The 14,589-nt window shown below is 35.7% G+C and carries 8 protein-coding genes; 3 read left to right on the top strand and 5 right to left on the bottom strand.

Going from position 1 to position 14,589, the window contains the following annotated elements; genetic code table 11:
- The first annotated feature begins 96 nt into the window (after nt 1-96).
- Together LMB56_RS02295 and LMB56_RS02300 are read left to right on the top strand one after the other, a co-directional pair.
- On the top strand, nt 97-2,145 hold the full coding sequence (locus LMB56_RS02295) for a glycoside hydrolase family 31 protein (protein WP_229283663.1): 2,049 nt from the start codon (nt 97-99) through the stop codon (nt 2,143-2,145).
- Between the two features lie 4 nt (nt 2,146-2,149).
- Nucleotides 2,150-3,541 carry an SLC45 family MFS transporter gene (locus tag LMB56_RS02300; protein WP_229283662.1) on the top strand — a complete coding sequence of 464 codons (1,392 nt, stop codon included), beginning with the start codon at nt 2,150-2,152 and terminating at the stop codon, nt 3,539-3,541.
- A 371-nt stretch (nt 3,542-3,912) separates the two neighbouring features.
- Here the strand turns inward: LMB56_RS02300 and LMB56_RS02305 are convergent, their stop codons facing one another.
- The 5 genes from LMB56_RS02305 to LMB56_RS02325 form a co-directional block, all read right to left on the bottom strand.
- Complete coding sequence (locus LMB56_RS02305; RefSeq protein ID WP_229283661.1) at nt 3,913-6,120, bottom strand: glycoside hydrolase family 3 C-terminal domain-containing protein; 2,208 nt, start codon at nt 6,118-6,120, stop codon at nt 3,913-3,915.
- A 92-nt stretch (nt 6,121-6,212) separates the two neighbouring features.
- Nucleotides 6,213-7,721, bottom strand: coding sequence for a xylulokinase (xylB, locus tag LMB56_RS02310; RefSeq protein WP_229283660.1), 1,509 nt, complete (start codon nt 7,719-7,721; stop codon nt 6,213-6,215).
- Between the two features lie 133 nt (nt 7,722-7,854).
- Entirely contained in the window at nt 7,855-9,204 is a 1,350-nt protein-coding gene (gene xylA / locus LMB56_RS02315; RefSeq protein ID WP_086120626.1) for a xylose isomerase, read from the bottom strand.
- Between the two features lie 219 nt (nt 9,205-9,423).
- Nucleotides 9,424-11,718: an alpha-xylosidase gene (gene yicI / locus LMB56_RS02320; protein ID WP_229283659.1), complete on the bottom strand. Its 2,295-nt coding sequence runs from the start codon at nt 11,716-11,718 to the stop codon at nt 9,424-9,426.
- A gap of 26 nt (nt 11,719-11,744) precedes the next feature.
- The gene (locus LMB56_RS02325; protein WP_229283658.1) at nt 11,745-13,145 is read right to left on the bottom strand and encodes a glycoside-pentoside-hexuronide (GPH):cation symporter; all 1,401 of its coding nucleotides are present in this window, start codon (nt 13,143-13,145) and stop codon (nt 11,745-11,747) included.
- A 174-nt stretch (nt 13,146-13,319) separates the two neighbouring features.
- On the opposite strand from LMB56_RS02325, the gene LMB56_RS02330 reads away from it, so the two are divergent.
- Nucleotides 13,320-14,483, top strand: coding sequence for an ROK family transcriptional regulator (locus LMB56_RS02330; protein WP_113896714.1), 1,164 nt, complete (start codon nt 13,320-13,322; stop codon nt 14,481-14,483).
- Nucleotides 14,484-14,589: the final 106 nt, after the last annotated feature.

The raw sequence follows: 14,589 nt of genomic DNA on the forward strand, positions 1-14,589 counted from the left end.
TTTATTCGCGCGAATGAAAGCGCTTTAATATAAATGTAAGCTCTTAGTATAAAAAACAAACTTACTTTAAAGTATAACAGAAAGGATGAATTAATAATGCCTGTTATAGAAAAAAGAAAAGATGGTCTTTATTGGGAACATGCTGGAGAACAAATACTCATTCAACCATGGGGAATAAATAGCTTAAGGTTTCGTGCTACAAAGAAAAGTAACTTTACCCCTAATCAAGATTGGGCACTAAGTTACTCTAAAGACATTGCATCTAAAGAAAAAGCTAATATACAAATTGATTCTAATAAAAATACTTGTCAAATTACTAATGGCAAAATTACAGCTACAATCAATCAATTTGGATGGTTAAAAATAACCAATGATAATAGAACTTTACTAGAAGAAAAATGGCAGGTTAAACCGGGGGGTAAAAAAACTAGTCCTCTGGGAATTCCAGGACGCGAGTTAAAGCCTATTATTGGTGGAGATTTTAAAGCAACAGTTCGTTTTGAGGCATTTGACAATGAAAAATTTTATGGAATGGGGCAACGACAAGAAAAACAGTTAAATTATAAGGGGTGTATTCTTGAATTAGCTCAACGAAATACACAAGCTACAGTTCCTTTTACACTTTCAAACCGTGGTTATGGATTTCTCTGGAACAACCCAGCTATTGGTCAAGTTATCTTTGCTAATAATGAAACAAGATGGGAAGCAAAAGATACCGATCAAATTGATTTTTGGATAACTACAAATGATACTCCATCAAAAATTATTAAGCAATATACAAATGCAACCGGAAAGACACCAATGTTACCTAAATACGCTAGTGGTTTTTGGCAATGCAAATTACGGTACCGTACTCAAGATGAACTACTTAAAGTTGCTCATGAATATAAAAACAGAAAGCTACCAATTAATGTAATTGTTATTGACTTTTTCCACTGGCCAAAACAAGGGGAATGGAAATTCGATCCAAAATACTGGCCAAATCCTAAAAAAATGGTTAAAGAGTTAAACAACATGGGAATCAAATTAATGGTTTCTATTTGGCCAACCGTTGATGTAAATAGTGAAAATTATGATGAAATGAATGATAAAGGATATCTTGTACGTTCAGAAAGAATGTATTCTGATTCTTATCATTTTATGGGGAATGAAGTTTTCTTTGATGCAACTAATCCAGGAGCAAGAAAATTTGTTTGGAATAAAGCTAAGCAAAATTATTATGACAATGGTATTCGAATGTTTTGGCTAGATGAAGCAGAACCAGAATATGGTTTTATGTATGACTTTGATCATTTTCGCTATTACCAAGGCCCTGCTCTAAAAATTAGCAATATCTACCCACTAGACTATGCAAAGACATTTTATGAAGGTCAAAAATCTGCAGGTCAAAAAGACATTATTAATCTAGTACGATGTGTATGGGCTGGAAGTCAGAGATATGGCGTAGTCTTATGGTCTGGAGACGTTCATTCAACATTTGAATCATTGCGTAAACAAGTAGTCGCTGGACTCAATGCTGGACTTTCTGGAATAGCTTGGTGGACAACAGATATTGGTGGATTCACTGGTGGAAACGTCCACGATCCAAAATTTCATGAACTTTTAACTAGATGGTTCCAATTTGGTACGTTTTGTCCAATTATGCGTCTCCATGGTTTTCGCGAACCTGCAGAACAAACCATTGAACATGCTGATAGAATGTTTAATCAACCATTTGGAAGTGGTGCATTTAATGAAATTTATAAATATCCACATGATACTTATATTATTCTACGAAAGTATTTATTTATGCGCGAAGCAATCCGTCCTTATATTATGGAGCAAATGAAAAAAGCACATGAAGATGGAACACCTATTATTCGACCACTGTTTTATGATTTTAATTCTGACAATCATACTTGGAATATCTCTAATGAATATATGTTTGGTCCAGACGTGTTAGTAACCCCTATTACACATGCAGGGCAACGAGAATGTCGAGTTTATCTTCCAAAGTGCAATGAATGGATTGATATTAATTCTAAGAAACATTATCAAGGAGGACAGACTATCACTGTTGATGCTCCAATTGATACAATTCCACTTTTTACAAAAGCTAGTCACCCACTAAATGCACTACTGAACTTTAAGGTTCCTGAGGAATAGACACATGGATATTTCACATCAAAATCATCAATCTCATCTTTCAAATATAAAGAAAACACGAATCAATGCTGATGCTAATTTACCTAATTTATCAAAATATGTTATTTTTTCCATAACTTTTGGATTTCTTGGAATTAACATGGGGTTTTCTTTACAAAGTTCCCAGATGAGTCGTATCTTCCAATCAATTGGTGCTAATCCAAATAATTTAGGATTTTTCTTCATTTTTCCTGGCTTAATGGGAATGATAGTTCAGCCTTTAATTGGTAAATACTCCGACCGAACTTGGAATCGGTTTGGAAGACGAATGCCCTATCTTCTTTTTGGTGCACCAATCGCTGCAATAGTTCTATTAATGTTACCATTTTCTGGTTCGCTCGGCTTTGGATATGGTTCAATGGGAGCAATGATTTTTGCTGCATTTGCTGTTTGTTTTATGGATCTTTTTAATAATATTTGTATGCAACCATTTAGGATGATTATTGGAGACATGGTTAACAATAATCAAAAAAATTTTGCATGGTCATTACAACAAATTTTCTTTAACGGTGGTGGAATTCTTGCTTCTTTACTCCCATTTATTTTCACAGCCTGTGGGATGCAAAATACCGCTAAAAAAGGCGTTGTTCCTAATACTGTTATCTGGGCTTATATTATCGCTGCTTGTGTTCTATTTACTACAAGTATGTGGACCGTTTTCAATGTAAAAGAATATGATCCCGATACTTACGCTCGCTACCATGGAATAGATCCTCAAGCAAACAAGAAAAAAGTTAGTCTTTTTCAGCTCATTAAAACGGCGCCAAAAGCTTTTTGGGAATTATGCCTTGTACAATTCTTTAGCTGGGTAGCAGTTATGTATGTATGGACCTATTCAACCGGAACCTTAGCTAAAAATGTGTGGAATACAACTGATCCAACTAGTGCAGGATTTCAGGCTGCAGGTAACTGGTATGGTGTTTTAACAGCTATTTTAAGTATTGCAGGAATTTGCTGGGGATTTCTATATTCACATGCCAAAACAACAACTCGAAAAAAATGGTATGCCCTTGGGCTCATAATTGGTGGAATTGGTCTAATCATGGTTTCTTTTGTACATGATAAATGGTTAACTGTAATAGCATTCATTCTATTTGGAATTTGCTATTTCACCATTCATACATTACCTTTTACTCTTCTTACATCTTCACTCAATGGTCAAAACGAAGGAGCATATATTGGATTATTCAATATCGGTATTTGTTTACCGCAAATTATTGCTTCACTTATGAGTTTTGCTATTTTTCCTCTTGTTAATCATAGTCAGCCAATGATGATGTTAATAGCTGGAATATCTTTATTTTGTGCTGCTATTGCGGTTTACGGAATTCATGAAGGTGTTAATATTAAACAATAAGCTCTACAAAATCTGGTGTTGATATAAAAATAATTACTTTCTATATCAATAGCAGATTTTTGTTTTTAAAATAAAAAGAAGTTTTCCCTCTGATTCAATGAAATCGCTAAATCACACAGAAAAGAAGGTAACCTCCATGAATAATGATATAAGAAATCTCTCAATTTAACGGGCTTTTATTTAAATTTTTTCATCATTATTAATTAAAAAAGTTCACGTGGCTCAAACATTATTTGCGCTTACTTATATGCCCCGGACTTGTTCAAACTACGGAATCGTTAATAGAGATACTGCCCACTATTTTTTATCAGTGAAGTTTCGACCAAAAGAGGTGCTGTATTGTATTTGAAAAATGTATCAAATCCCTTTATTTATCTAAGTTCTTTTAAAAAGGCTTCACGCTTCTCTTCGTCTACTCCTGCAGCAGTAAGCGAGCGCAATGGCATGTTCGCAGAAATCGCTACCCATGCGTCATCAGCCATCATCGGTTTTAAAGCATCATATAAGCCAGATTTTTTAAGCGCTTCTTGAATTTTAGGATTATTACTATTCCAAACTTCGCCAATGTAGGTATCCACTGTAACTTCACCTAATGGATCAACCCCGATTGTCAGCTCAAAATCAGCTGTTAAGCGAATATCGCGTGAAGAAGAGCCAAGCATGATTTCATATCTTCCATTATCGGCTTCCCACTGCTCATTATTAACGTTATACCAACTAAAAGCCCGGCGCGGTAGTTTCATCTCAACAGTCTTGGTTTCTCCTGGCTGAAGACTAACCTTCGCAAAATCACGTAATTCCTTAACTGGCATTTCCACTCGACTAATATGATTTGCTACATAAAGTTGAACAACTTCTTTTCCGGCAACCTCCCCTGTATTTGTTACTTGTAAGCTTACATTAACCTCGTCTGTTCCTTCTTGAACAACCAAATCATGATATTCAAAGCTTGTGTAGCTCAATCCATGACCGAATGGAAAGAGAACTGGCATCTCATGCAAGTCATAGTATCGATAACCGACAAAGATTCCTTCATGATAATCCTCTTGATCATGATCTTTGCCAAAAGTTCCATAGGTTGGATTATCCTGTAACCGAACTGGCAATGTTTCTGATAACTTTCCGGATGGATTGACTTTTCCTGTTAAAATATCCCACGTTGCTTCACCGACCGCTTCCCCAGCTAAGTAAGTTTCAACAATCGCACCTACTTTATCTGCCCATGGCATTTCAAGAGCTGAACCGTTTTGTAAGACAACCGTGATATTAGCATTAACTTGAGTAACTTGTTCGATAAGGCGATTTTGATTTAATGGTAATGAGATTGAAGTTTTATCAAAGCCCTCTGTCTCCATTTCTTCAGGAAAACCAGCAAATATAATAACTTTGTCGCTACTTTTAGCTAATTGCAATGCTTCATTGACTAAATCTTCATCTTCCTGCTCACTATCTAATGAGTATCCTTGTGCGTATTGAGTATTAGCAGGAGCTGCTTGCAGTGGAGTAACAAGATGGTGGGCGTTGACATGCGAACTTCCCCCACCTTCAAACCGTGGCTTAGTTGCTAATTCACCAATAATTGCGATGGATTCACTCTTTTTTAAGGGAAGTTGTTGGTTTTTGTTTTGAAGTAAAATAATACTTTCATCAGCAACTTGACGGGCAAAATTATGTTGTTCTTCTTTATCGTATTCCTCAGTCGCAACGGCATCTTTCCCCCATTTTTCGACCATTCGTAATACCCGGAGTACTGAACGGTTTAGGGTTGATTCTTGAAGCCGACCTGCTTTTACTGCTGTCACAATTTCATCAACAGAGACTTGGCCTTTACCTGGCATTTCTAAATCTAAGCCCGCTTTTATGGCTGCAACATGATCGGCAACAGCGCCCCAGTCAGACATTACTAAGCCATCAAATCCCCATTCGTTACGCAAAATTTCCGTTAGCAAGCGCTGATTTTGCGAATTAAGAACCCCATTCAGTTTATTGTAAGAACACATTAAGGTAGCAGGCTGGGCTTCTTTAACAATCCGTTCAAATTGAGCTAAATAAATTTCACGCAGGGCCCGCTCATCAATATTAGATGAAGATGTAAACCGCTGATCTTCACGGTTATTCGCAGCAAAGTGTTTAACGCTAACGCCAACGCCCTTTTCTTGAACTCCCTTTACATAGGCAGTACCCATTCGACCAGTTAATAGTGGATCTTCAGAGAAATACTCAAAATTACGTCCAGCTAAAGGACTACGCTTGATATTAACTCCAGGACCGAGTAAAACGCCAAGATGTTCGGCATTTGCTGCTACGCCAAGATGACTTCCCAAGTCAAACAGCAAACTATCATCAAATGAACTAGCGGTTAAAGCGGATGAGGGGAAACAAACTGCATCAACAGAATTATTAATATCAGTTAGTGAAGCAGATAAATCTTGTTTACGTAATCCAGAAGGTCCATCTGACATCATCATTCGATCTACTCCAGGTACTTTAGCGGTAAACCAAAAATCTTTTCCTGAAACCAAGGCAGCTCTTTCCTCAAGTGTTAATCCCTTAACAAAATTTAAATCAATTTTTACCATGAAGATCCCACTCCTTTTTGTTAATATGCTTTATTATAGTATATTTGTTATAAAAAGCGCCTTACCGTCAACTCCTTGGTAAGACGCTTTTATTAATCCCAACTATTTCGTAATTTCATAATATCGTGACTAAGATCTTTAGTTTGGTCATAAATACGATGATATATCTTATAAAACGCATTATATTTAGCTACTATTTCTGGTTGTGGCTCATAGGTCTTGCCAAAATGAACGAACTTCTTCGCACAATCTTGAAGTGAATCAAACCATCCCAGCCCTACTGCAGCTAACATCGCAGCACCGAGGCCTGGACCCTGTTCATTTGTTAATGAAACTACTTTTTTATTAAAGATGTTAGCTTGTAGCTGTAACCAAAATTCACTCTTAGCGCCACCACCAATGGCAACAACCGTATCAAAGTCTTGACCATGTTGATCATAAATATTTAGGATATCGCGGAAACTAAAAGTAATACCTTCAATCACTGAACGAACAAAATCATACTTATTTTGCATACTGTCAACACCGATAAAGCTCCCCCGAACATCAGCGTCAGCGTATGGCGTCCGCTCACCAACAAGGTATGGCGTGAAAAGCAAACCGTTAGCTCCCAATGGTCGTTCAGATGCCTTATTAACCATTGCTGTGAAATCTTCATCTTTTGCAAAAGTATGTTTGAACCAATTTAGCGAATGCCCTGCAGCTAACGTAACCCCCATTGAATAGTAAGTATCAGGAATTGCATGACATTCATACTGTAAAGCACCGTGATAATTTACATTTGCATCGGGCTCATATTTCAAAACCACGCCTGATGTTCCAATACTGCTCATTACCATATTCGGCTTTAGAATACCTGCTCCAACGGCTCCACAAGCATTATCACCGCCACCGCCAAAAACTTTAGTGGTCGTCTTTAATCCCGAGAACATCGAATAAGAATCAGTAACCGTTCCCGCTTCATCAATTGAACGAATTAATGGAGGACACATCGACATAGGGATGCCAAATTCATCACAGATTTCTTTACTCCAAGTATTCTTCTTGATATCAAATAGGACTGTTCCGGTGGCATCGGAATAATCAATTGCCTGTTTACCAGTCATTACATAACGAACATAATCTTTAGGCAATAAGAAACTTTTTGCTTTTGCCCAAATTTCTGGTTCATTTTCTTTAACCCACAAAAGCTTAGGCAAAGTGAATCCTTCCAAGGCACGGTTACCAGTAATTTCGATAAATTTATCGCCCAGCTTTTCTTTAATTTCTTCACATTGCTTAGTTGTCCGCGTATCATTCCATAGCATCGCTGGTCGCAATACTTGTCCATTAGCATCCAGTAAAACCAGCCCGTGCATTTGTCCTGAGAATGAGATTCCATCAATTTCTTCAGCCTTTAATCCATCTCTTAAAATTAATCGATCAATTGCAATCGTTGTTCCATAAAGCCAATCTCGCGGGTCTTGTTCGCTGTAGCCAGGATGAGGCTGATGGAGATCATAGCCATAGCTTTGTTGCGCAACAATCTTGCCATCACGGTCCATCGCTGAAACCTTGACTGCACTTGTACCTAGGTCGACCCCAATTACATATTCGTTCATTATAATTTCATTCCCTTCTTAACCAAAAAGGGGCGGGGCAAAGTTGATTGCCTCGGCCCTTTTATTATATGACTTTTTTTCGTACTGAGTGAATGCTTGTCATGTTGTAGTTTTTTGGATTGATAGGAGATGTTTACTTAGCAAGCGTTTCAATCATGTAGTGGTTAATTGTGTCCTTAATTTCTTCAAGATGGTCTGAATGTGTGGCTGCTAACAATTCGCTTTGTGGAGTATCAATTACTTTTTCTTCAAGACTAGCAAAGTTTTCATTACCGTCTTCAATACTCTTACCTAAGCCTTCATCCCATGTGGAGTAACGTTCTTTAATAATATCATCTAAGAAACCGTCTTCCTTCATAGCAGCAGCAACCCGTAAACCAGCAGCAAAGCTATCCATACCAACAATGTGACCATAGAATAGATCTACAGGCTTAAACGATGTCCGACGTGGTTTTGCATCAAAGTTTAATCCACCACGAGGTCCGATGCTACCGTTTTGAATAACTTCCCACATAGCAGCAGTAGTTTCATAAAGGTTAGATGGATATTCATCGATATCCCAACCAATTAACTTATCACCTTGATTAGCATCAAGAGAACCAAGCAATCCGGCTTCACGAGCAACTCGAATTTCGTGTTGGTACGTGTGACCAGCTAAGTTAGCATGGTTACCTTCAAGGTTAAGCTTAAAGTCCTTATCAAGACCATATTCACGCATGAAGTTGATTGTTGTTGCAGCATCAAAGTCATATTGGTGAGTAGTTGGTTCCTTTGGCTTTGGTTCAAGAAGCATTTGAGCGTCAAAACCAATTTCATTAGCGTAATCTTTAGCCATGTGGAAGAACTTAGCAATATGAGATTGTTCACGCTTCATATCTGTGTTCCAAAGTGATTCATATCCTTCACGTCCACCCCAGAATACATAGTTCTCTGAACCAACGCGCTTACCAACTTCAAGACTGTGCTTTAATTGAGCAGCAGCATAAGCGTAAATTTCTGCTGAAGGAGCAGTACCAGCACCTTCTAAGAACCGTGGATTTGTAAAGAGGTTTGAAGTATTCCAAAGAACTTTCATGCCGGTAGCTTTTTGATATTCAACAATCTTATCAACTACTCGATCCAAATTCTTGTTTGTTTCGCGAAGTGTGTCACCTTCTGGAGCTAAATCACGATCGTGGAAGCAAAGGAAATCAACACCTAATTTGTTATAAAATTCGAATGCATAATCAACCTTTGCTAAAGCGCAATCCATTGGGTCACTGTATTTATCATATGGACGTTGAGCAGTTCCATCACCGAATGGGTCAACTAACCGTTGATCGAATGTGTGCCAATATGCAACTGAGAAACGAAGCCAATCCTTCATTTTCTTACCTAAAATTACTTCATCCGGGTTGTAGTATTGGTAGAACAAACCAGACTTAATACTTTTATGTGGTCCCTCGTATTCAATTTTATCAATATCATTCCATAAATCAGCCATATTTACGGCCTCCCATTCATTTAGTTTGTATAAACAACTAACTTACAATTCTTAATATATACCCTTAAAGTAATTTTGTAAACCCTTTCTTTGGATTTTACGTATAAAATCACAAAGAAAGTGCTACATTATCAATACCAAGCGTCTATAACCATTAATTTATTCAATTAAAAAGTCAGGTTATATTTAGAGATTTACTCTAAATTACCTGACTTTTCATTATTCAAGTTCTACATTAACTTTATTGTTTGTCATTGTTTTTTCAAACACATGACCATTTTCATGAATTATAATTTGTTGTTTTCCACTTAAGCCTTTAGTTTCGATTTGGAACTTATTTTGATTTCTTATAACCTCAACCCAGCCAGTATCTTTTCCACGGTTATTTACAACACTTATCCTTGTCTTTCCTTCATGCATATCAAAAAGATGAATATTAAGGTTTAAAGTATAATCATAATCAGCATGCTTAGGATTATTATGCGTTAATAAAATTGTATTATCACGAACCAATACAGGCAAAGTTAATTCATCGTATTTCTTTGTTATCCATTTCCCATTTGTAGGACTTTCAAAGAATTCTCCCTCATTTACAATACTTGTCCACTTTCCAGCTGGTATATAAAAATGGACTATTCCTTCTGAGTTAAATACTGGAGCAACTAAAATTTGACTTCCCAGCATATACTGGTTTGAAATTGTACGTGTATTATAGTCACTGGTAAAATCAAACCACATTGGTCGCATCAATGGATTACCATATTTAGCATTGTGAGCTGCTTGAGTATATAAATATGGCATTAAAGATAATTTAAGGTTTACATATTTTCTAGTGTTAATTACTGCTTCATCATCAAAATTCCACGGCACACGATAAACATCACTTCCATGATAACGACTATGTGATGAAAGTAGTCCAAATTGTGTCCACCGCTTATAGAGATCAGCTGTTGGGGTATCTGGTCCATCTTCAAATCCGCCAATATCATGACTCCAAAATCCAAATCCAGAACTTAAAAATGAAAGTCCACCATGTAAAGTATCTGACATAGATTTAAATGTTGAGAGACAGTCACCGCCCCAATGAACTGGAAATTGTTGAGAGCCTACAGTAGCAGAACGAGCAAAAACAACTGCCTCATCTATACCACGTTCCTGTGCAATTGCATCAAATGTAGCTTTATTATACTGATAAGTGTAGTAATTTCGTTCACGTTTAGGATCAGACCCATCATAATAAACTGCATCTTTCATTGGAATACGTTCCCCAAAGTCAGTTTTAAAACAATCTACTCCCATCTTTAGGAGCTTCTTTAGCTTTGATTGAAACCACTTTACCGCTGCAGGATTGGTAAAATCAATAAAACCATTACCCGCTTGCCATAAGTCCCATTGCCAAATATTTCCCTCTTTTCTCTTAACTAAGTATCCTTTCTCTTTTCCTTCTTTAAACATTTTACTTTTTTGAGCAATATAAGGATTGATCCAAACACAGACTTTAATCCCTTTATTGTGGATTTCTTTAATTAACTTTTCGGGGTCAGGGAATTCATCATTATTCCAAGTAAGATTACTCCATTCAAAATCTCGTTGCCAGAAACAGTCAAAATGAAATACATCTAATGGAATACGACGTTCTTCCATCCCATTAATAAACTTCATAACTGTTTTTTCACTGTAATCTGTTAAAAACGATGTAGTTAGCCATAAACCAAATGACCAAGCAGGCGGCAGATGAATTTTTCCAGTTAATTGAGTATATTTATGTAGAATTTCCTGAGGAGTTGGACCGTAAATCACAAAGTACTCTAATGACTCTCCTTCAACACTAAATTGCACACGATCAACATTTTCAGAAGCAATTTCAAAATCTACAGGTTCTGGTTGATTAACAAAAACCCCATATCCATTATCAGTTATATAAAATGGTACATTTTTATAGGCCTGGTCTGAACCAGTTCCACCGTCTTTATTAATCGTTCGTACTTCCTGACCATTCTTTACAAAGTTTCCAAAACGCTCACCTAATCCATACACATGAGTTTCAATTCCAAGAGATAATTGTTCTCTCATGTAATGCTTACCATCTTTTTCATTAGTAATCTCACCTTGTGCTCGATAACGTGAAGCTGTTAATTCTTTCCCATCTGCATAAAAAGATAATGAAAATTTTTGTCGAAGAGGTGCTTTTACTTGAAGCTTGCCACTCTGTAACGTAGCTTGCTGATCATCAATATGGATGTCAACCTCTGGATGATGATTCTGCAATTGGAAAGAAGGAGCCTTTTCATTTTGATCAAAATGAATAAGCTTTACCCCAATTACATCAGACTGTGGAGAGGTTAATTTAATTGTTGTCATTCCAATATTTAGTTCATCCCCACGTCCATTAATTTTTTTATAAGGAGCATATATATTTAATTGATTTGCTGATTGTTCAGCAGTAAACGATTCCTCTGGATGATTTATTTTATAACCATCTTTAGTAAGCCAATAACCGTTAGTAAATTTCATAAATAATTCTTCTTTCTTTATTACAATTAAATATTATTAAGATTTCGCCGTTGAATCTCATTATTCATCTTTTCAATTTTTTCATCAGTTAATTTATAGAATGCAAATACAACCATTGCAAAAATAGTTACAATAATCGGAATAATTGTAGTTGTCATTCTAATACCAAATAAACTTCTTACTGTTTGTTGATGATTAGCCACAAAACCGTAAGCAGCTAAAACATACCCAGGGATAACACCACCAAGTGCCATTCCAAACTTAAAGAAGAAACCTACGATAGCATTAATTATTCCATTTTCTCTTTTACCTGTTTTCCACTCTCCATAAGTAATTACTTGTGGAACTAAAGCCCATTGAAATCCTGTGGATAAGGTGACTCCTGCCGCCTCAATTGTACGACCGGTAAAAGTCCAAAAAATATCCGTAGCTGGAACCAAAAACATAATTAAAAAACCAATAATTATAATAATTAAACTTCCCTGCATTAATACTTGTGTACCTAACTTTCGATTTAGCCAAGGAGTAATTGGAACAGTAATAAACGCTGGGAGAGTACCTAATAAGTTATACCACTGCATTAAGCCCGCATTGTGAGCATTATAAGTCATATAATATGCACCCACAGAGTTTACTACGGACATTAAACCAAAAGTGATAATGAAGAAAATTGCTAATACTCGTAAAGGTCCATTAATCTTTAACTGATGAAACAAATCACCAACTGAAACAGTTGCTTCTGTATCAGCGGACATCTTAATATGTTCTGTAGATTGACTAAAACAAAAAACAAGTACTAAGGCACCTACAACTCCGTATACAATCATCGTTAAAAACCATCCAGTTTTTGAAGCATCCCCTGAATAATAGCCACCAGAAAAAAGTTTGACACATACAGGTACTCCAAAGCTAACAGCTAACGACCCCAAATTAGCTAAAAACATTCTGATTGAAGACATAGAAACTAATTCTTTATTATTTCGAGTCATTGCGGCATTTAATGATCCATAGGGAATATTAACTGTTGTATAAATAATCGATAGACCTACATAAGTAACATATGCATATATCAATTTGCCAAGTTGACTAAAATCGGGCACATAAAAACATAAAATTGCCATTACTGCGAGAGGCAATCCCATATATAATAAATATCCTCGATACTTACCAAAGCGTGTTGTGTGTTTATCAATAAATGTTCCTACAATTGGGTCATTTATCGCGTCAATGAGTCTGACTATTAAAAACATTGTTGCCGCATCAACAGCTGGTAAACCATAAACGTTAGTATAGAAAAACAATAAATACGTAGAAATTGTCGTATATATAAGATTTTGAGCAAAATCACCTGTTGCCCAACCAAATTTTTGTTGCCACGATAATTTAATATCAGTGCTATTTGTTGCTACATTTTGCAAATATATCATTTCCTATTCATTGTTATTTGTAAGTTAGTATGTTCACTGAACAAACTAATAATAACACATATGCGGAATTCTGCAAGCGCTTTCTAAAATATGAAACTTGACCAACAATATAAAAACTGAGAATAATAGTACTTATATTACAACCGTAGCATTAAGTTGAAAGGGGATCGTGTTATGTCAATTTCGTCTAAAGATGATCTTAATCATTTATCTAATTTAAAACATATTAAACAACAACTATTTAACCATTCCGCCATTTCCCGTGCTGAAATTGCACGCAAAACTGATTTGACTAGAGCTACTGTTTCATCTCTTTTTGATGAACTTGATTCTCAAAATTATATTAAACATCTTGGCCGTGGAAAATCTACAGAAAACGGTGGAAGAAAGCCGGAACTTTATACTATCAATTCGCATTATGGATATATTGCTTGCTTTAACCTCACTTATAATAGCCTTTACACCATTTTTCTCTATATTGATGGACAAGAAATTAGTTACCAACGTACTCCTATTAATGATCACCAAATTTCGTCCGTTATAAAAATTATTGAACAACAGATAACACATATTTCAAAGTTTGATGATACGGAACAAGGTCTTTTAGGGATTAGCTTTTCTATTCATGCTGTTGTTGATAATAATCGAATTAAACATTCTCCTTATTACGATCTTCAAAATATAGATCTACAAAAATATTTTAAAAATTTGTATCGGATACCAGTTCACATAGGAAATGAAGCTAACCTAGCTGCAATTTTTGAACGTGATTTCATTAAAGATAATTCGGATAATTTTATTGTATTAAGTATTCATCGAGGACCAGGCATTGGCGTAATTGCCAATCATCAACTCTTTAGTGGCTTTCAAGGTATGACAGGTGAATTAGGTAGTGTTAAAGTTCTTAATTCTAAAGGAAAATATCAAGAACTTGGTAATATTTTTTCAAGTGACTATCTACTTGCTCATATTATGCAGGCTAGCCATTGCCAAATTAAAAATCTCGAAGAGGCACATCAAGTTGTTTTAAAAAATATTCCATCTGTTAATAGTATTCTAGAAAATTTTGCCTATAACACGGCACAGTTAGTATTTAATTTGCAAATGCTCTATGGTCCAGAAAAAATACTTATTAATTCTCCAATTATCGAAGCACTTCCCGAACTAGGGTCATTAATCCAAAAATATGCAAAAAAAAGTGGGATACAAATACCTATTACCATTATTAAAGGCTCTAAGTACGTCTCATTACTTGGAGCAGGTGCTTTATTAATTCGACAAGTATTAAACCTAAAGAATGTCAATCTTCAATTTCACTGGTCGCATCATATTGGTTAAAATAAGACACTGGAAATTAATTATTGATTTTATATTTTAAATATGAAAAACCGAACTACAATTTAGAAAATTATAGTTCGATTTTTCCTTATTAGGTAATTTTTTA

Origin of the sequence: Limosilactobacillus reuteri (assembly GCF_020785355.1) — a bacterium.
GTDB lineage: Bacteria > Bacillota > Bacilli > Lactobacillales > Lactobacillaceae > Limosilactobacillus > Limosilactobacillus reuteri_I.